Raw genomic sequence first — 21,504 nt, 5'->3', positions numbered from 1 at the left:
ATGCCGATTAATTGATATTTAAAATTACGACTATTTTGAACTGTAAAACAATCAGTTACATACAAGCCATAAAAACAACAAATAAAAAAAGCCTTTCATTTTGAAAGGCTTTGATTTTCATATTAAATGCCTGATTAAATAGTTGGACTTGGATCTTGTGATCTTGAAACTATCTTTTCTATTTTGCCGTCGGCATTGATGGCAAAATCGCTTAAACCTGTTAAAGGTTGATTCTTATTTTTTCTGTTTATCAGTAATGGGAATAAGATAAAACCAAGTAAAATGCTCACTTTGAGCATTACGTAAAATGCGGTCATCACTATTTTAAAATGTTAATGGTTACTCATAGCTAAAAGAATGCCATAAATCATTTTTATAGTATAAATAGGATCAGAAACCGGTTAACAGGCTGTCTACTGATCATGATCTATATCAAATTGATAGTGTTATATTTCTATAATAAAAAGAAAGCCCCCTGAAATTTCAGGGGGCTTTCTTTTAAAATCTTACCAGCAATGCGCCGATAAATCGCGTTTCTGAATTTACAAGATCTGGTTTAAAATCAGAGGGTACTGTAGTTGTATTGTACCCATCTGGGGAGGTTACACCACCGTGGCCTGCAAAGTAAGGCACATCAGCATGGCGGTGAACCACCTCTAAACGGAATGTCAGGTAATCATTCGGCATAAAGTCGAAACTGGTTGAGTAATCATAGCCGTGAAATTTATCCCCCGGATTTGCAGAAAACGGATGAGTGCCCACTGCTCCTGTATTGATTGCAGGGATAGGATTAGCATCACCTGTTGGATAAAGCACAAGGTAACGGCCAGGGTTGTTGATAAAACCACCACCCACTGTCCAGCCTAAATGGTTATTGGCAAACCATAAACGATGATAGATCATACCACTGGCAAAATATTGTGCAGGCCCCTTTACCGGATCAGAATGAAAACCATTTACACCATCGCCTTTTTCAAAACCAATATCGCCTGTTACTGAAAACGCAGCACGTGATATAAAGCCACCCTTGGTGTTGTTGATATATCTTACTTCTATACTGTTATCAGAATGAAATCTTTTACGGCCAGGCTTATCTTGTGTATCAGCTCCATAATAAGTATTAGTCAATGCCTGGAACCATTCTGTAGGGCGCCATAAGATCTGGCCACCAATACCAGGCTGGCTGTTGAACATACCGTATGACTGCCAGCCGTTGATTAACCAAGGCTCAATTTTCAGCTTATCCGACACGAATATCTGCACCCGGATACCGTTGAAAAACCACGGTGTATTGTCAGACGTAAACGATGGCTGATAAGCCCAGTTCTCAGCATTGTAATAAGAGAACAAACCAACGTACGACATAAATAAACCAGCGTCAACGTTGATACCGTTTAACACATTAAAATGGTAACCGGCATTGGCTTCACTTAAATAACGGTAAGCGGTAGACAGGTCGAACTGGCCGCGGGTGACGCTTAAGTCGTTACGCGGCACAACGGTTGAACGTGTACCAAACTGTGTAAGTAAGCTTGCGCGTACATTATCGTAATGGAAATCGCCACCAAATGCAATGGTAGATATCTCGAATTCATGGTCGCGTGCCAAAGCTGTAGAACCTACAACAGTGTGGTCAATCGGGTTATGGTTTGATGCTGTATAATTAAAATCCATCAGGAAACGGCCGGTAAAATATTTGGTATCCAGCAGCGACTTGTGCCTGCGGTCGTTACCGTTAAGCCAGGTAAAATCGCCAAAAGCAAACGGCTCCGGCTTGGCTGGTTTAGCCATTACGGTATCGGTTTTAGCTTTAACAGAGTCTGCGAGGCCATGAGCAAACCCTGATCCTGCAACTGCAAGAAGGGCCATAGAAAGTAGAACTTTTTTCATTTTTATATATTGGATTGTATTTGCAAGCGGCGTTTATACCGCGTATTGCGCTTGTTAATTATGGGCAGGAGTTATTTCTTTTGTTGATCCGTTACTACCGTTTATAAGTTGAAAAGGAAGCCTCTCAAGCAAACGGATGTATAAATTGATGCCTTTCTTAATATCTTCGAGGTAGATATACTCATCGGGCATGTGTGAACGGGCAGAATCGCCGGGACCAAGTTTTACAGATGGGCAATTTAGCCAGGCCCTGTCTGAACTGGTTGGCGAATCATAAGTTTTGCAGCCTAAAGATATACCGACCTGTACTATGGGATGATCGATTGAAATTGCAGAGGCTTTAAGCGCACCAGGACGAACAGTGATCTCAGAAGAAACACTTTTGCGGATGACATCCAGTATCTGTTGATGAGTATAGGTTTCGTTATTGCGGATATCAACTGTAAAATCGCAGATGCCGGGAACAATATTGTGTTGCAGGCCTGCCTTGATTTCGGTGATGGTCATTTTAACAGGCGCAATACCGATATTTTTTGATGTAAAGCGGTAGTTACGAAACCATTCGATATCGCTAAGACATTTGTATATGGCGTTATCCCCTTCTTCCCTTGCTGCATGACCGGGTCTACCGATAGCTTTGCAATCAATCACCAGGTTTCCTTTTTCAGAAATGGCCATTTGCAGCAATGTAGGCTCGCCCACTATAGCAAAATGTATTTTACCTAAGGTTGGCAACAATGCCTGTATACCATTCTCTCCTGAGTTTTCTTCTTCGGCGGTGATGGCAAGACAAAGGTTAAAGCTTAAATGCTGCTGATGATAAAAGTGCTGAAATGCGGCCACCAGCGAAACCAGGCAACCACCGGCATCATTACTGCCCAAACCGTATAATATGCCGTTGCTGATCTCCGGGCAAAATGGGTCACGTTTGTAAGCTTCATTTGGCAGTACAGTATCCAGGTGTGAATTTAAAAGAATAGTTGGCTTTGCAGGGTCATAGTATTTGTTAAATGCCCATACATTATTACCCATTCTATTTACCTGTATGCCTTTTTGCGAAAGGTTGTTAGCTAACAAGCTGGCAGCATTATTTTCCTGCCCGCTGAATGAAGGGGTAGATATTAGTTTTTGAAGAAGCGTAACAGACTCACTGAAAAGCGTGTATTGATTATTCCAGTGCAGGTCTGCAATTTTAGTACTTTCTAATCTTAAAGTTTTCATAGTTACCCGGACAATTCCTATTAGAATTGAACTGCACGGGTATTTGCCAAAAGAATGCCTCTTATATCAGCCGATACAAACTATATTGATAATTAATCATTTACGATTTAAACTTTGACAGGTAACATTTAATACCATCCCATTTTGATAGGGTTAGTTTTCTAAATGAATAAACAGGCATCAGAAAAATAAAAATTACTCAAGCACCTCGTATATCACCACAGGCTTGGCTTTGTTTTTAAGGGATACCTCGCCTATTCTTTCGCATTTGAAAGACTCTTTTGTTTTGTGATAAACATGTTCGGTAATTACAATTTGCCCCGGCTTAGCAGCCGATTGCAAACGCTGTGCAAGATTAACTGAATCGCCTATAACGGTATAATCCAGTCTTTTAAGCGATACCGAACCAATATTACCTGATACCATCTCCCCTGAATTGATACCCACAGAAATTTCTGCGTGAAACGTTTTTTCACCCACATGTAAAGTGGGTATCGTGCTCATCTGTGTCCTTACAGCAAGGGCTGCATCAATTGCACGGTCTAGGTGATACTCGCCCCTGAATACCGCCATCACCGCATCGCCCATGAATTTATCCACGTGCCCACCCTGGTTAATGATCTCTTTAACAATGGTATCAAAAAGCCCGTTCAGCAACTCTACCACTGTATTGGCCGGTACCTGTTCTGTAATTGAAGTAAAACCACAAACATCTATGAACATCACCGTACCGTCGAGAATTTCGTTTTTAAGTAAGCTATTCTCAAACTCCTTGTGCGTCATAAACTTCAGCACGTTTTCGTCTACATACATTTTAAGTATGTTATTTTCCTTTATGGCTTTAAGCGTTTCCTGCAACTGCCTTACATGGTCTATTGTTTTTTGCATGGTAAGGTCCAGGTCATCAAAATCAACAGGCTTGCATACAAAATCAAAAGCGCCGCGGTTCATGGCTGCACGTATGTTTTGCATATCGCCATAAGCCGAAACCACCACTGCTTTAAGTACCGGGTTAGCATCGGGTAAACGACTCAAAAGGGTAAGTCCGTCCATCACTGGCATATTAATATCGCTGATCACAATATCAATATCCGCATGCTCCTGTACCTTCTCTAAGGCTTCTTCTCCGTTTTTTGCAAAAACAAACTCGTAAACATTTTCCCGTATTTTTTTACGGAATTTTTGTTTCACAAGCAATTCAAGGTCTGCCTCATCATCTACAACAAGTATCTTAGCCATTATGCAGCGCTTTATTTAGTTTTTCTTTAAGTAAATTAAAATCAAGTGGTTTTGTTAAAAAATCGTTCGCACCTTTTTCCAATGCACTACGGTGATTCTCTTCATCACCATAAGCAGTAATCATCATTACCAACGGCGGCGGATTATCATAATCATGCCTTATTGTTGTAAGCAATTCAAGCCCGCTCATACCCGGCATATTAATGTCAGATAGAATAATTACTACTTCCGAATGTTTTTCTTCCAGATATTCAAGCGCCTGCTCACCAGACAAGGCAAAATCAAAATCATATTCGTGATTGCGTATCTCTTTGCGGAAACGCTGTAAAAAAAGCGGCTGCACGTCAGCCTCATCATCCACAACCAATATTTTCATACAATGCTTTAAATATAGCCATTATTGGCCAATGGGAAGCGAAATAGTAAACAAGGTACCTTCGCCTTCAACAGATTCAACGTCAATTTTACCATTATGGCCTTTTACTATAATATCATAACTAAGCGATAATCCCAGCCCTGTACCCTCGCCGGTAGGCTTGGTGGTAAAGAAAGGCTGCATAATTTTATCCTTTACAGCATCGGGGATACCGGTACCGTTATCTTTTACTTTAATAATAATAGTATTGCCGATTTGCGAGGTATTTACTTCAAGCACAGGCTTAAACCCCTGCCCCAATGACTTCTTCTTTTGATGCACGGCGTAAAAGGCATTGGTAAACAGGTTAAGTAATACCCGGCCCACATCCTGCGGAATAAGATTGGCTTTTGGCAGGTTATGATCGAAATTGGTGATCAGTTCGGCGTTAAAGCTTTTGTCTTTTGCCCGCAAACCATGATAGGCTAGTCGCAGGTATTCGTCGGCAAGGGCATTCACATCAACCGGCTCTTTTTGCCCGGTACTGGCACGGCTATGCTGCAACATACCTTTAACAATACTATCAGCACGCCTGCCGTGGTGACTGATCTTTTCCAGGTTTTGTTTAATATCTGCTGCAATGGCTTTTACCTCTTCGATATCGCCTTTGTTCAGCTCCTCCTCCATTTCATCGATCAGTTCGGTGCTTACATCGGCAAAGTTGTTCACAAAGTTTAAAGGGTTCTGGATCTCGTGCGCTATACCCGCAGTAAGCTCACCCAACGAAGCCAGTTTTTCTGATTGTATCAGCTGTTGCTGCGTAGTTTGCAGCAATGTAATGGTATTTTGCAGCTCTTGCTTTTGGTTGGTTAACTCTGCTGTGCGCTCGGCTACCAAACGGTCTAACTCCGTATTCTTTTGCGCAAACATACGTAGCTCTTCCCTTTGCTTTTTTGTAGCCGCCCATCTGGCCATTATCCATACAAAGGCACCAACGGTAGCAAGGGCAATGTAGTTATCATACTTTTCGTAAAAGCTACTATTAACGATTGAAATTAACCATGTGATAAAACCAACCGCCATGAGTGGGTAATGTGCATCCAGGTATGATCTGAAGCCTTTAAAATCTTCCTGCTTTTGAAAATATTGCACTACCCCTATCAGGAAAACAGTACCAGCAAGTATCATTGTGGTTTGAGAAAGGATGTTTTCTAACGTTACGTATAAGATAGCTATACCGATTTGCCCTAAAGACAAAGTAGTGCGCCATTTATCACGCAACGGCGTCATTTTTATTGACTTGTTGAACCAGTTAAATAGCAGGAAAATGACGACGAAATAAAAAAAGCTCATGTAAAGTTAAATTGCGATTGCTAAATATAACATTAACTATTAATATCATATACATGGGCATATTGCCTGGCTTCTTTTTGATTGCTTATCACAAAAACTCCTTTTGTTGCCGGTCAAGTAAAAAAAGACACTATTTTAGCAGAACATTACAAGCACCGTAATTAGTAGATGAAAAAACAGCTATTGCCCAATTGGCTTACCGACACCTTATATACCATTGCAGGTATCCTGTTTTGCAGTTTTGCCTTAAAAAGCTTCCTTGTTCCGAATAAGTTTTTTGATGGCGGTGTTACCGGTATCTCGCTGCTTATACATGAAACCTACCACTTTAACATTGCTTATGTAATTGTACTGGCCAACATCCCATTTATCATTATGGGTGCTTATCAGGTGAACCGCATTTTTGCCTTCAGAACTTTATTAGCTGTTGTTGGCCTGGGTCTGGGGCTACTTTTTATACCGTTCGACCCGGTTACTTCCGACAAATTGTTGGTATCCATTTTTGGTGGTGTGTTTATGGGTATAGGTGTTGGCCTGGCTATCCGTGGCGGTTGTGCACTGGATGGTATCGAAGTTTTGGCTTTATATACCGGTAAACGCATCAGCTTTACCATCAGCGAGATCATTTTAGGCATCAACATTATCATTTTCCTTATTGCGGGTATCCAGCTTGGTCTGCCTACTGCACTCTACTCAATTCTTACCTATTACACGGCATCGCGAACCATCAGTTTTGTAATTGAAGGCCTTGAAGAATATACAGGCGTGACCATTATTTCTGCGCAAAGCGAAGAAATTAAACGCCAGTTGGTAATGAACCTTGGACGTGGCATTACCGTTTACAAAGGCGAACGAGGTTATTTAAAAGAAAGCTTTGATATCAGTCACCCGGTTGATATTATCTACACAGTAGTTACCCGGCTTGAGGTGAGCCGCCTGCGCAACATGGTACACGAGGTTGACCCCAAAGCCTTCATGTTTACGGGTACCATTAAAGAAGCGACCGGCGGTGTACTTAAACGCCGTGCAAGGCATTGATATTTAATTTGTTATTCATTATAATAGGAAATCAATAGATTGACAAAAGGTATACACGTAATAAATAGTAAGAAAATCTAAAGTTTTCAAATAGATCTAAATGGCTTATATAGAAGGGTTAGAAAAAGTTAAAGTAAATAATGCGATTGTTACTTTCTTAGTAATAACTCAAGTTCTAATAGCCCCTTTTTCAGCTTTACTTATATTTAAACCAGATATACTATTTAGTCCTTACATAATTCAATATGCAATAGCTGCACTATGCTTTGGATGCATGCAATTTTCATTAATCTATTGTACAAGCTTAATTGCATATGCCATTTCAATTATTGGCAAACAGATTTTTTTGAATGACTTTTTTAGACTCCCTTTAATTCTTTCAATAATTACTTCTACTATTATTTACTTCTTTTTAATCGATACAGTAAACTCTGTTAATGTATCTTTTAAATATTTATTTACAATTTTTTTAAATGCTTCACATAGGACTTTTTGGTATGGTGTATTGATTCCTATTCTGTTGCAAATATTATTTGCTATGTTACCAAAACGAATACGTGAAAAACTAAATCACTCGGCTTTTGAATTGCATCGAGATAAAAACTAGATTTATTTATGTGTCCTTAAAGCAATTTTAATAACTGCATCGTATTTAAGGATATTTAACTCTGCAACAATTAAACTTACCATTCAGCAGTCAGATAAATTGCTTGCCGTAAAGTTGGTATAACTTATTTTAATTTGTGGATACTATATTACAACAAAGCACCTTTACTAAGGCGAGTAAAGGTGCTTTGTTTATTTAAATATTTTCTTAAAACTATTTATCTAAACCGCCTCTTCTTGTTGCTTTTACAGGTTGCGGCCATTTAATGCCTTCGGTTTTAACTGTTGATGTTTTTTCCGGATCTTCACTTGCCATGTAAGCCATTATAGCTGCAAGCATGGCGTTGTTTCTCAGATCATCAAAAACTATTTTATCATAAGTGTCGCGGTTGGTATGCCATGTATAAGTACCGTATGACCAGCCCAACGAGCTTAATGAAAAACCCGGAGCCCCTGCCGCTACAAATGAAGCAAAGTCGGAACCGCCACCACCCGGCTGACCAGGGAAGTTAGTTTTAATACGGTTTTTAATAGTATCAGGCACGGCAGAAAGCCATTTGCTAAGGTAATTTTTCGCATCGGCAAAACCCTGGCCCGAAAGGTCAACCACCCGGCCGGTACCATTATCTTGATTAAATAATGCCTGCAGGTTTTTAACAATTTCCGGATGATCTTCTACAAATGCGCGCGAACCGTTAAGGCCTTCTTCCTCGCTGCCCCAGTGGCCAACCAAAATGGTACGCTTAGGATGCGGATAAAATTTCTTTAACAAACGCATAGCTTCCATCATGGTCAGTGTACCTGTTCCGTTATCGGTAGCGCCTGTACCGCCATCCCATGAGTCGAAGTGAGCAGAAAGCATCACATATTCCTCAGGTTTTTCGGTTCCCTTAATTTCGGCAATTGTATTAAATGTTGGCACCGCACCCAGTTCTTTAGATTCTGTATGCATGCTGATCATTGGCTTGGTACCAGACTGAATCAAACGGTAAAGCAATGTATAATCTTCAAGCGCTACATCAATGGTAGGCACCTTTTTAGTGTAGGCGCTAAATATCTTATCTACTCCAAAACCGGCAGACCATGTGTTGGTAAACACACCAGCCGCTCCTGCATTTTCTAAAGCTACAGGCAATGTGCGTGTGGTATAACCAGTTTTACTGATACGTTTTTTCCAGGCATCAGTCATGGCAGTACGCTCGGCCTTCATCTTATCAAATGACTCCTTAAGCGCAAACTCCTGCCAGTTATAATCAGGTCTGCCTGTTGGCTGCGGCATCGAGATCATGACTATTTTGCCTTTAACACTCGGCATCCACTGTGCATAGGCCGCTGAATCTGCCAGGTCAGGCAATACAACAACCTCTGCTGTTACTGTTTTTTTACCCATGCCCGGGCTCCAGGCTAATTGTGTAGCTTCAAGCGTGTGTACACGCGGCGAAATCATATCAATATGTGATATACCACGCTCCCATCCGCGCCACTCGCCCCACTGTTCGTTACGGGCATTAATATCCCAGCTTTTGTATTTGTTGACAGCCCAATCATTGGCTTGTTTCATTTGCGGCGTACCCACCAAACGCGGGCCAATTTCATCCAATAATTCGTGTGCAAGCTTCTCTAACTGTGAGTTTGAATTTTCTTCTTTTACAATGGCATCAATAACTGCCGATTTGTTGCTTTGTGCCGAAGCAGGGTTGCTGCAAAATGTAACAGCTAAAGCAAAAGGGACTGCTTTATACCAGCTTTTAGTAACTGTGTGAGGCTTCATGATTTTCATGGAACCTAAAATAGATAATCGTTTGATGATTTTTGAGTAAAACCTTTAATCAAACGACAATGTTACCTATTAAGTATTAAGAAAATTTTATCGAAATATGAAAAGCAAGCAACCAAGAGATAGCCAGACAATCAGCCTGTGGCAAAACGAATTATTTGAAGGCAGTAAAAGTAACTTTAGTGAACAGGTCATATACGATGTATTGATTGTGGGCGGCGGCATCACCGGTATTACCACTGGGTTGCTTCTGCAACAGCAGGGTAAATCAGTTGTAATAGCAGAAGGCAATACCATTGGTTTCGGCACAACAGGCGGCACCAGCGCCCACTTAAATAATTTTTTTGACTCGCCGTATCCGCAAGTAGAAAGCGATTTTGGCTTTGAAGCTGCGCAATCACTTGCAAAAGCCGGTAAACAAACAATATCTTTTATAAAAAGCATGGTTGACAAGTATCAGATCGACTGTGATTTTGAATACAAAAGGGGCTTTTTATTTGCACAGGATAGCAACGAGAGCAAGCAATTAACAGATATATTGGGCTCGTCAATTAAAGTAGGTATTGATGCCAAACCGGCTGATACTAATGGCATTAATGTTCCGTATCAGACATCCATAGTGTTTGCAGACCAGGCACAGTTTCATCCGCTGAAATACATTTATAAAATGGCTGAAGAATTTGTAGCAGCAGGGGGAATATTGTTGGAGCATACTTTTATCCGCGACACTACATTTGAAAATGATATACATATAACCAAAAGCGATGACTTGCAGATACAATCTAAAAACCTGGTGTATGCTACTCACCTTCCGCCGGGCATCAATCTTTTAGATTTTACCTGTGCGCCTTATCGTAGCTATGTACTGGGTATAACTTTAAAAAATAATGATTACCCGGATTGCTTATCTTATGACATGAAGGAGCCTTATCATTACTTACGTACACACACTGTTGATGGCCAGAAGTATTTAGTTGCAGGTGGGGAGGATCACAAAACGGGGCACAATGACCCTGAGACTGCTTTCAAAAACCTGGAAGACTGGGTAAGCAACTATTATGAAATTGCTTCGGTAGATTACAAATGGTCTGCTCAATATTATGTACCAGCTGACGGCCTGCCTTATATTGGTCAATTACCTGGCGGCGCCAACCGCATTTATATAGCAACAGGCTACAATGGCAATGGTATGATCTTCGGTACGCTTTCAGCCCAAATTATTACCGACCTGATATTGCACAAAGAAAATGAGTATGCAGCGTTGTTTAGTCCATCACGGATTAAACCTGTAGCAGGTTTTCAGGACTTTGTCAGGGAAAATGCAGATGTCGCTTACAAATTTGTTGCCGACCGGATAGCTGTTGATGAAATTGAATCAATCAAAGAGATTGAGCAGGGCAATGGAGAAATTGTAAAATACAAGGACGAAAAACTGGCTATCTATAAAGATAATGATGGTAAGATACATGCACTTAGTCCTGTTTGTACCCATGCCGGGTGCATTGTCCATTTTAACAAGGCGGAGCAAAGCTGGGACTGCCCTTGCCACGGCGGGCGTTTCGATACAGATGGGAATGTTTTAACCGGCCCGCCAAGGCTGGAATTGAAAAAAGTTAATATTCAATAACATCGATCTGGCTGCATCATAATATGATGCAGCCTTTTACTTTCTATAAATCCTTTAGCCTTAAATGAATCTTTTAAAAGAAGGATATTATTTGATAGGTATTTTATTGTATCACCTACCTGTAAGTTGTGATATACTGAATATTGATACTGGCACAGATATCATTTCTGTTGTCTTAAATTCTAAATGAACCGCTTCATTTTATATTTATTTGAAAAAAAAAATATTTTTTTCAAATAAAATGCGCGATCGTTTCGGGCATTATTTATCACTATTTTGACCCTAAGCGAAGATAAGTGTTGGAATTACAGTTAATTTAATACTACTTGGCAAATTTTTCCCCGTTTGTAGCGTAAAAAGCTTTTTACAGGATGAGCTATCCTTCATCCCAAAGTATTTTTTTATTAAAAAAAATGAATATTTTGGTAAACAAATAACAGGTAATTGACGGCAATTCCATCGTAAAATTCCTGTTTTTATAACCAATTATTATAGCCATTTAAAAATTCACTACGCACAATAGGTGTGTATGGTACGCCTTGTAATCAATTATTAACAAGTATAAATTCAATCAATTATGAAGAGAAAAAAGACGAAATCTCCCCAAGTAAATCGATCAATCACTTATCAGTTCAATTAAACCTCAATTATGAAAAAGACTTTACTAAAAAAAGATCGTTTTTTTAAAAGGCCTAAACTTTACCTTGGTGCTGTTGCCATTGCAATGGCATCTGGTATATGGCAGCCAGCCACTGCCTCACTTTTAAAAACAACTGAATTTAAGGTTAACCACCTTGCCGCTATTGTTTTAAAAGGTAACATAAAGGATGCGTCCAACGGCCAAACCCTACCGGGAGTTTCCATTAAAGTTAAAGGCACATCTACAGGCACCGTTACTGATGCCAATGGTAATTTTTCTATCAAGGTTAATGAAACTGATGTTTTACAATTTTCATATATCGGTTATGATGCTATTGAAATACCTGTAAAAGGCAAAAGCTATTTCGATGTAAAACTACAGCCTTCGGTTGCAAAAAATATTAACGAGGTGATAGTCGTTGGTTACGGTACGCAGAAAAAAACATCTACAACCGCTGCGGTATCTACTATTAATACACAGGAAATAGCTCAAAAACCGGTTGTAAACGTAACCAACAGCCTTGTTGGCCGTGCATCGGGGCTTATCATCACCCAAAGCAGCGGCGAGCCCGGTTATGATGGCTCAAGCATTCAAATCCGCGGTACAAGTTCAATTGGACGTAGCAATCCGTTAACCATAGTTGATGGTGTACCACGTGATTTCAGCCGTATTGACCCTAACTCTATTGCTACTATAAGTATCCTGAAAGATGCCGCTGCTGTGGCGCCATATGGTGTAGCCGGGGCCAATGGTGTAATACTGATCACCACCAAACAGGGTAAACAAGGCAAGGCAAGTTTAACCTATAATGGTTACTTCGGTGTACAAAACCCTACAAAGGTGCCTAAATTTGTTAACTCTTATGAATATGCCTTAATGCGTAATGAGGCTAATGCTAATGATGCACATGATCAGGGTAGTACCTATCAACCATTTGCAACAGCAGCAGACCTCCAAAAATACCAGGATCATTCAGATCCGGATGGTCACCCCGACGGGCATCCGCTGCAAGATATCATTAAAAGCAACAGGCCCATTACCAATCATAACATCACCTTATCGGGCGGAAATGACGATGTTAAGTATTTTGCCTCTGTAGCTTATACGCACCAGGCGGGTATGTGGGACCCCACCTATCTTAACAAATACAATGGTGCCTTAAGTGTTACCGCAAAAGCCACCTCTACAACCAATGTAGGCATCTCCGTTAATAGCTCGGTAGAAGATCAGCATTTCCCAGCGTTTAGCGCGGGTACTATTATAGACCAGGCTATGCGCCAGGCTCCAACCACACCAGTATATTATAGTAATGGCTTATGGAGTGGCTATATCGGCCAGTCGCTTATCGGTGAGATTTATCACAGCGGTTATCAAACCAATCACAACACGGTATTGTACAGCCAATTATACATTGATCAGAAACTACCCATTGATGGTTTAAGTATCAAAGGTGTTGTTAGCTATGATAGCGGCCCCGATCCTTTATTTGGCGGTAACATTACAACCTTTTCACGCCGGTATGCTACCCCTGTTCCGTTTTATAATGTAAACACTACTACTACGCCTTATACCTACACTGCCAATGTTCAAGGCAATTCAAAAGCATCATTTTCAGAAGGTTATGCACAAAACATTAGCTTAACTTACCAGGGCTTGCTTAATTATGCGCACAACTTCGGCAAAAGTGCAGTAACAGGTTTAGTTGTATTTGAATACCGCAATGTAAACTACCAAACTTTTGGTGCACAACGTATCAACTACAACCTAAATATTGACGAATTGAATTTTGGTGGCCCGGCACCATCAGATGCAACCAATAGCGGTTATTCAAGCGGACAAAAGCAAATAGGTTATGTTTATCGCTTAGGTTATACTTATGATAACCGCTACCTATTTGAGGCAGCCGGCCGTTACGATGGCAGCTACCTGTTCGGTCCTAATCATCGCTTTGGATTTTTCCCGGCGTTTTCTGCCGGCTGGCGTATTTCACAGGAGAAATTCATGAAGGATATTACCTGGATAGACAACCTGAAACTTCGTGCTTCATGGGGACAGTCCGGAGCCTATCCCAGCGTAAGCGGAAATATCCAAACCTACCAGTACTTGAGCCCTTACAACGCCTATGGCAACTCGGCTGTAATAGGTGGTTCTGCTACACAGGGTATTTACGAAGCATTACAGGGTAACCCGAATATTACCTGGGAAAAAGCCAATAAAACAGATGTTGGCTTTGAAGCATCGTTATGGAAAGGTGCATTAGGCATTGAGGCTGACTACTTTTATGAGAAACGCTCAAACATGCTGGTAGGCATTGGCAATTCACTTCCTGCCGAATATGGTATTGGCGTTGGGTTAATCAATGGCGGTATTATGCAAAATAAAGGCATCGACCTTACATTAACCACATTTAAACAATTCAACAACGACCTTCGCCTTGATGTAAAGGGTACCTTTACTTACGCAAAAAACAAATTGTTACAAGTGTATGAGAACAGTGCGACATTTAACAACCCTAACAGGCGCCAAACCGGCAGGCCACTGGGCGAACAGTTTGGTTTAAAAGCTTTAGGCTATTTTACACCGGCAGACTTTGTTGATCCGAATGCAGCATCTCCGGTGTTAAAACAAGGCATACCAGTACCAAGTTTCGGCACAGTCAGGCCGGGGGATATCAAATATGCCGACTTAAACAATGATGGCAAAATTGATGCAAATGACATAACTGATATTGGGCATCCAAGCACGCCAGGTATCATTTATGGTCTTGAACCTCGTGTTACTTATAAGAACTTTGATATTGATCTTTTATTCCAGGGTTCGGGGCTTAGCACCAATTACTTTAATAACTATTTTGTTTGGCCATTTCAGGCATCCGGATCTGCTACAGAACTTGTATACAAAGATCATTGGACACCTACCAATACCGATGCCTTATATCCAAGGCTTACAGGCACACCTACTTCAAACAACACACAAAAATCTACCTGGTGGATGCGTAATACCAGTTACCTGCGCTTAAGAAGTTTTGAGGTGGGTTATACCTTCTCTAATAAATTGCTTGGACGCACTATTAAATCATTGAGAGTTTTTGCGGCGGGACAAAATTTGTTTACCTGGACACCTAGCATTAAGGAAACGTATGATCCCGAGCAAGGGGGTAACAACCAGAATTACTTTCAGCAAAGGGTTATTTCATTTGGTGTAAACGCAACATTTTAACTTGATCAAACATGAAAAATAGATATTCAAACAACGTTTCAATTACTTTGCTGCTTTTGCTCGTTATGGGTATTTCGGCGTGTAAAAAGGACAATTTTCTGGAAGTTCCGCCTAAAGGATCTCTTACGAATGTTTCCACATTTAGTTCCGAATCAAATGCAGACCTATTTGTAAATGACATTTACAATCAACTGCCTGATATGAATAATGAGTACCAGGTGCTGGACCAATATACAGATAATGACTTCCCGGGAGCTGCCTGGATGACGGGGCAAACTACAGTAAGGGCAAACGGTATTAACCCTACCAATGTGCCTGGTGGCCCTGCTGGCTCGTTCAACTGGGGTACTCAGTTTTCAAACATTCGTAAATGCAATGTTTTTTTAGATCAGGCTGCAAAAAACAAAGCTAACTTCTCGGCTACCTGGTATGCACAGCGTGTAGCTGAGGTTACGTTTCTGCGTGCATTCTTCTACTCTATTCTTTACACTAACTATGGCGGGGTACCCATTATCACCAAGCCATTAGATAATAGCGACGGATCGGATATTTTTGTAGAACGCAGCACCGCAGATCAAACACTGGCTTTTATTGAAGCCGACTGTGACGCAGCTGCTTCTGTTTTACCTGATAAACCTGCTCAAAATGGCCGGGCTACAAAAGGTGCTGCCTTGACCCTTAAAGGCTGGGTTGAACTTTTTGCTGCCAGTCCGCTGTCTAATCCGTCAAATGATACCGGTAAATGGGCTAAAGCGGCAGCAACAAATTTACAGGTGATCAATTCTAACCAATATTCACTTTTCTCTGATTATCAGCAGCAATTTTTGTCAACAAACAACTGGAACTCTGAAACCATATTTGCACGTGGATATGCTGCGCCAAACAAGGGACATAACAGAGAAGGTACATTAGGACCTGTAATTGTACATGGCGGCCAGCAGGCATGGGGTAACCTTGCACCAACCCAAAACCTTGTTGATGATTATGAAATGGATAACGGTAAACCAATCACTGATCCAACATCTGGTTATGACCCGCAAAACCCTTATGTAGGACGCGAAAAACGTTTCTATGAATCCATCGTTTATGACGGTTCTTCATGGCAGGGCGATATCTGGCAATCACGAATTGGCGGAAATAACCAGATCGATCTTGGATCGTCGAGCGATATTTCCAATACCGGCTATAACGCTAAGAAAACACTGGACGAGTCTATCAACGGGCAAACCAGTCTTGGTATTTCACCGGGTACGTCAAATTACATCTTTTACCGTTATGCAGAAGTACTGCTAAACTATGCTGAAGCACAGAATGAAGCCGTTGGACCCGACCAATCCGTATATAATGCGGTTAACCTGGTAAGGGCAAGGGTATCTTTACCAGCGGTTACGCCAGGCTTGTCGCAATCGGATATGCGTACCGTATTACGCCGCGAACGCCGTATTGAATTTGCTTTTGAGGATAAGCGTTGGTATGATATCCGCAGATGGGATATTACAACCAAAGGCCCTGCAGTTTTAACTTCTGCCGAGTATGGTATGAAAATAACTGTTGATCCAACGACCAAGAAGCTTGTTTATACACCGGTTCAGATTTTCAAAAATTCATTCTCTGAATATATGAACTGGCTTCCGATACCGCAAAGCGTAATTGAACAGAACAAAAAACTTAAACAAAACCCCGGTTATTAATCGGGTTTAACCAATTGCACGGTCCTGGCCTTGCCGGGGTCGTGCTTTTTGTTTAATTATGGCTAAATTATTTTTTTTGACCGCTGTATTTTTATGAACCTATCATTCAAATTTCCCATCCGGTTGATTGCGGTAGCCGTAGCGCTTATATATTGTTACGGATGCAAAAGTTCCCTAACAGACCGGCCTGTTGAAAAAACATTATTCAAGCAACTTCAACCCGAACAAACCGGCATTAACTTTTCAGATACACTAACCGAGGGCATCAATACCAATGTGTTGCTGTACCAATATTTTTATAACGGCGGCGGGGTGGCTGTAGGCGATTTAAACGGCGATGGCTTAGAGGATATTTATTTTTCGGCTAATATGGCCGATAATAAACTTTATCTGAATAAAGGAAGTATGCACTTTACTGATGTAACCGGTACAGCGGATGTGGCCGGGAGGCCCGGCCCATGGAAAACAGGGGTAACACTGGTAGATATCAACGGCGATGGTAAACTGGATATTTTCCTTAGCTATTCGGGACATGTAAGACCTGAAAAACGCATTCCTCAGCTATTTATCAACCAAGGCAATGATGCTCAGAAAGTGCCGCACTTTAAAGAAATGGCGGCCGATTATGGACTTAGTTTTCCATCGTACGCTACACAAGCCTACTTTTTTGATTACGACAAAGATGGCGACCTTGATTTGCTGTTAGTCAATCACAACCCCGAACGTTTAAATGTTTCAGATGTTTCTACAGTTGCCAGCCTGATGGCAAAAAACGACAATGAAGCCGGTATCAGGCTGTTAAGAAATGATGACGGGCATTTTACAGATGTGACAAATAAATCTGGCATTGTTAACACCACCCTCTCCTACGGCCTTGCAGCAGGCATATCGGACATTAACAACGACGGTTTGCCTGACATTTATATTTCAAACGATTACAATGTACCAGACCGCCTTTATATCAATATGGGCAATGGCAGGTTTACCGATCAGTTGAAACAGCAAATCGGGCATACCTCCTTTTACTCTATGGGTAATGACATTGCTGATATCAACAATGACCTATTGCCTGATATATATACACTGGACATGCTGCCCGAAGATAATCGCAGACAAAAACTGTTATTTGGTGCCGACAATTACGAGGCTTTTGACCTGAATGTAAAATCGGGCTTCCATTACCAGTATATGCGCAATATGCTACAGCTTAATAATGGTAATTCAACCTTTAGCGAAGTAGGCCAGCAAATGGGAATTTCAAACACCGACTGGAGTTGGGCGCCCCTGTTTGCCGATTATGACAATGATGGATGGAAAGACATTTTTATAACCAATGGCTATACCCGTGATTACACCAATATGGACTTCCTTAAATTTGCAGGCGACCAGCTGATGAACCGCAAAGTGGTACGTGAAGACTTGCTGAACCTGGTAAAGCAGATCCCGTTTTCAAACGTTAAAAGCTATTTCTTCAAAAACAATGCTGGCAACAGCTTCAGTAATGTGAGCGACTCATGGGGTATTACCCAGCCGTCAAACAGTAACGGAGCGGCATTTGCAGATCTGGACAATGACGGGTACATGGACATGGTGGTTAACAATATCAACAAACCTGCTTTCATTTACCAAAACCAAGCATCGGTTCTTGGTAAAAACCATTATTTAACCATTGAATTAAAAGGTGCTGATAAAAACACACAGGGTATTGGCGCTAAAGTATATGTATACTGCGGACAAAAACATCAATACCTGGAGCAAATGCCTACACGCGGGTATCAGTCAAGCGTATCGCCGTATTTACATTTCGGGTTAGGAAAAGAAAGCACAGCAGACTCGGTAAAGATTGTATGGCAGCGCGGTAAAGTACAGGTACTTAAAAATGTAAAGGCCAATCAGCGCATTATTCTTGATGAAAAAAATGCTCAAACTGCTGCTGCTCCTGCAAATGCAGTTAAGCCTATATTCAAACAAACAGAACCGCCGGTTAAAATTAAATATAACAGTGCAGCTATTAACGATTATAAACGACAGCCGCTGCTTGTAAACCCGCTATCATTCTCAGGCCCGTGTATGGCTAAGGCTGATATTAACGGCGACGGCCTGGAAGATATTTACGTTGGAGCGGACAATGGTACAACAGGTGCCATTTATATCCAGAAAGCCAATCATCAGTTTGCGTTGCAACCTCAACCCGGGTTTAACTCAGGTAAAGGAATTACTGATGCTTCGGCTGCTTTCTTTGATGCTGATGGCGATGGCAAAATTGACCTGTATGTAGCCAGCGGCGGATACGGAGACTTTTTTCCGGATGATGCACGACTGGCAGACCGCCTGTACATGAACGATGGCAAGGGGAATTTTAAGCTGGCCAATAACCGTTTGCCGCACGTATCAGGAAGCAAAGGCTGTGTTAAAATAGCTGATGTGAACGGAGACGGGCATCCTGATATTTTTGTAGGAGGACGCGTAATACCCGGCAGGTACCCGGAAACGCCCCAAAGTTATTTATTGATTAATGATGGCAAAGGAACTTTTATTGACGAAACAGCCAAATTTAATGCAAAGCTAAGCCACATAGGCATGGTAACAGACGCAGCATGGACTGATATGAACGGCGACGGCAAGCCAGACCTTATAGTAGTTGGCGAATGGATGCCTATTACCGTTTTCACGAATACCGGCACCCGGTTGGTTGATGCAACAAGTAATTATTTTGATAAAGCCTACAGGGGTTGGTGGAATGCACTTACCGTAGCTGACTTTAACCACGATGGTAAACCGGATATTTTAGCTGGAAACCTTGGTACCAATTCACAATGCAAGGCTTCAGACAAAGAACCAGCCGAAATGTATTATAAAGACTTTGATGATAACGGCTCTGTTGACCCCATTTTGTGCTTTTATATCCAGCATAAAAGTTATCCCTGTGTTACGCGCGACGAGTTGCTTGACCAGATGAGTAAAATGCGTCCGCGCTTTCCTGATTATAAAAGTTATGCTGATGCCACCATTCATGATATTTTTTCGGACGAGGAACTTAAAAGTGCGGGGCATTTAACGGCAAACTGCCTGGAAACAAGTTGTTTCATCAGTAATAAAACGGGTCGCTTGTCTAAGATCGCCTTACCTCCGCAGGCGCAGTATTCGCCCGTTTACACCATCAGCTGTGTTGATCTTAATAATGACGGCAATATCAGTGTGATCTTGTGCGGCAATGTATCACATGAGCGGATACACTTCGGACGCTACGATGCTAACTACGGCATACTGCTAAAAGGTGATAAAGCGGGGCACTTCACTTACATTGATCAGGTACATTCTGGCTTTAACATAAAGGGTGATGTACGTAGTGTGGTAAAGATCAATAACGACTATCTTTTTGGTATAAATGGTACAGGCATCGTCGCCTATAAACAAAGCAGGGAATGAAAAAAAGCATTAAACTGGTAATATGCGGGCTTCTTATCGTTTCGATGGGATGCCGTAGTAATAACCATAAACCATTAACAGAACGTGAGGTAGCCAGGTTTATCAATCAAATGACAGCCCTGATGGTACATGATGTAACCAATCCGCCTTTGGCAACAAGGTTTTATGCTTATTCCTGCCTGTCCGGGTATGAAATAGTTTCGCAAAATGGCAAAAGCTTAAAACCGATGTACGGCATTTTGAATGGCTATCCCAAAATAGCAAAGCCCTCGGATATCAGGGGTTACAGCACTGATCTGAGTGCGATATTAGCTATGTACAAAACTGCGGAAACGCTGCAACCATCAGGCTACCTTTTAAAAAAATCAGAGCAAAGATTGATAGACTCTTGTAAAAGCATTGGTTTTTCTGATGAAACAATTACTAATTCGGCACAATACGCGGCTTATATCAGCAAAGCGGTTCTGGCTTATGCCAAAAGCGACAGATATAATAAAACGAGCAACTTCCCACGTTATACCCCAACAGAAAAAGATGGCGAATGGGACCCTACTCCCCCATCTTACATGGCCCCGGTAGAACCTTATTTTAATACCATACGGCCATTTACCTTAGATTCTGTAAGCCAGTTTTTTGGAGAATATCCTATCCCGTTCTCATCCAAAAAAAACAGTGTGTTCTATGGCTTAATGCTGGAAAACTATAAAAAGGGGGCTAACGATTTAACACAGGAAGAAAAGAACATCGCTAATTTCTGGGATTGTAATCCTTTTGCGGTACAAGCTACAGGCCACATGCTGATCGGTTTAAAAAAGATTTCGCCGGGGGCACATTGGCTTGGTATTGCATCACTGGCTTGCGTTCAGCAAAAAACAGGCTTTGCAAAAGCATTACAGGTACATACCGTGTTATCTATCGGTTTAATGGACGGCTTTATTTGCTGTTGGGATTATAAATATAAAACCAATCGCATTCGCCCTGAAACAGCCATACGCAAGTACATTGATGTAAACTGGAAGCCATTATTACAAACTCCGCCATTTCCTGAGTATTTAAGCGGCCATTCTGTTGTGTCAGCAACATCAGCAGTTATCCTGAGTTATTTCCTGGGAAACAATTTCCATTATCTTGACAATGTAGAGGCGCCTTATGGTGTTCCGTCCCGTCATTTTTCTTCATTTGCCCAGGCTGCGCAAGAAGCGGCAGTTTCGCGCTTTTACGGTGGCATACATTTTACCGATGCGATAAGTAAAGGTTTAGAGAAAGGAAATAACGTAGGTAACTGGGTGATACAGAAATATGCACAAACAAAGGAATTAAGATAAACAGGAAAATACCTTTTTAATTACTTTAGCCAATGAATATGCAGGCAAATGTCAGTACAGTTAATAAAACTTACATATATTGTTGCAGGCCCAA

13 protein-coding genes are annotated in these 21,504 nt (G+C 41.3%); 7 read left to right on the top strand and 6 right to left on the bottom strand.

Going from position 1 to position 21,504, the window contains the following annotated elements; genetic code table 11:
• Positions 1–498 precede the first annotated feature (498 nt).
• The 5 genes from PQ461_RS08650 to PQ461_RS08630 form a co-directional block, all read right to left on the bottom strand.
• Entirely contained in the window at positions 499–1,890 is a 1,392-nt protein-coding gene (locus tag PQ461_RS08650; protein ID WP_274303334.1) for an outer membrane beta-barrel protein, read from the bottom strand.
• 54 nt (positions 1,891–1,944) lie between these two features.
• The gene (locus PQ461_RS08645) at positions 1,945–3,111 is read right to left on the bottom strand and encodes a M20 family metallo-hydrolase (protein ID WP_274303332.1); all 1,167 of its coding nucleotides are present in this window, start codon (positions 3,109–3,111) and stop codon (positions 1,945–1,947) included.
• Between the two features lie 195 nt (positions 3,112–3,306).
• Complete coding sequence (locus PQ461_RS08640; protein ID WP_274303331.1) at positions 3,307–4,350, bottom strand: adenylate/guanylate cyclase domain-containing protein; 1,044 nt, start codon at positions 4,348–4,350, stop codon at positions 3,307–3,309.
• On the bottom strand, positions 4,343–4,726 hold the full coding sequence (locus PQ461_RS08635; RefSeq protein ID WP_274303330.1) for a response regulator: 384 nt from the start codon (positions 4,724–4,726) through the stop codon (positions 4,343–4,345). The genes PQ461_RS08640 and PQ461_RS08635 overlap by 8 nt, the downstream gene beginning before the upstream one ends.
• Positions 4,727–4,747: 21 nt before the next feature.
• Complete coding sequence (locus tag PQ461_RS08630; protein ID WP_274303328.1) at positions 4,748–6,058, bottom strand: sensor histidine kinase; 1,311 nt, start codon at positions 6,056–6,058, stop codon at positions 4,748–4,750.
• 168 nt (positions 6,059–6,226) lie between these two features.
• Here PQ461_RS08630 and PQ461_RS08625 point away from each other — a divergent pair, with 168 nt between their 5' ends.
• Entirely contained in the window at positions 6,227–7,096 is an 870-nt protein-coding gene (locus PQ461_RS08625; protein WP_274303327.1) for a YitT family protein, read from the top strand.
• A 100-nt stretch (positions 7,097–7,196) separates the two neighbouring features.
• Positions 7,197–7,703 carry a hypothetical protein gene (locus PQ461_RS08620; RefSeq protein WP_274303326.1) on the top strand — a complete coding sequence of 169 codons (507 nt, stop codon included), beginning with the start codon at positions 7,197–7,199 and terminating at the stop codon, positions 7,701–7,703.
• 213 nt (positions 7,704–7,916) lie between these two features.
• On the opposite strand, the gene PQ461_RS08615 is transcribed toward PQ461_RS08620, so the two are convergent.
• Positions 7,917–9,473 carry a M20/M25/M40 family metallo-hydrolase gene (locus tag PQ461_RS08615; RefSeq protein ID WP_274303324.1) on the bottom strand — a complete coding sequence of 519 codons (1,557 nt, stop codon included), beginning with the start codon at positions 9,471–9,473 and terminating at the stop codon, positions 7,917–7,919.
• A 106-nt stretch (positions 9,474–9,579) separates the two neighbouring features.
• Between PQ461_RS08615 and PQ461_RS08610 the strand changes: the two genes are divergently transcribed.
• From PQ461_RS08610 to PQ461_RS08590, 5 genes are all read left to right on the top strand, one after another.
• Positions 9,580–11,106: an FAD-dependent oxidoreductase gene (locus PQ461_RS08610; RefSeq protein WP_274303322.1), complete on the top strand. Its 1,527-nt coding sequence runs from the start codon at positions 9,580–9,582 to the stop codon at positions 11,104–11,106.
• A 649-nt stretch (positions 11,107–11,755) separates the two neighbouring features.
• Entirely contained in the window at positions 11,756–14,965 is a 3,210-nt protein-coding gene (locus PQ461_RS08605) for a SusC/RagA family TonB-linked outer membrane protein (protein ID WP_274303320.1), read from the top strand.
• An 11-nt stretch (positions 14,966–14,976) separates the two neighbouring features.
• A complete protein-coding gene (locus PQ461_RS08600; RefSeq protein ID WP_274303319.1) occupies positions 14,977–16,656 on the top strand; it encodes a RagB/SusD family nutrient uptake outer membrane protein in 1,680 nt (559 codons plus the stop codon).
• 93 nt (positions 16,657–16,749) lie between these two features.
• The gene (locus PQ461_RS08595) at positions 16,750–20,085 is read left to right on the top strand and encodes a VCBS repeat-containing protein (RefSeq protein WP_274303318.1); all 3,336 of its coding nucleotides are present in this window, start codon (positions 16,750–16,752) and stop codon (positions 20,083–20,085) included.
• Entirely contained in the window at positions 20,082–21,410 is a 1,329-nt protein-coding gene (locus PQ461_RS08590) for a vanadium-dependent haloperoxidase (RefSeq protein ID WP_274303316.1), read from the top strand. Before PQ461_RS08595 ends, PQ461_RS08590 begins: the two co-directional genes overlap by 4 nt.
• Positions 21,411–21,504: the final 94 nt, after the last annotated feature.

The organism is Mucilaginibacter sp. KACC 22063, from assembly GCF_028736115.1.
Taxonomy (GTDB): Bacteria; Bacteroidota; Bacteroidia; order Sphingobacteriales; family Sphingobacteriaceae; genus Mucilaginibacter.
Note: the sequence above shows the minus strand (reverse complement) of the source record. Positions and strands in the feature narration are given on the sequence as shown.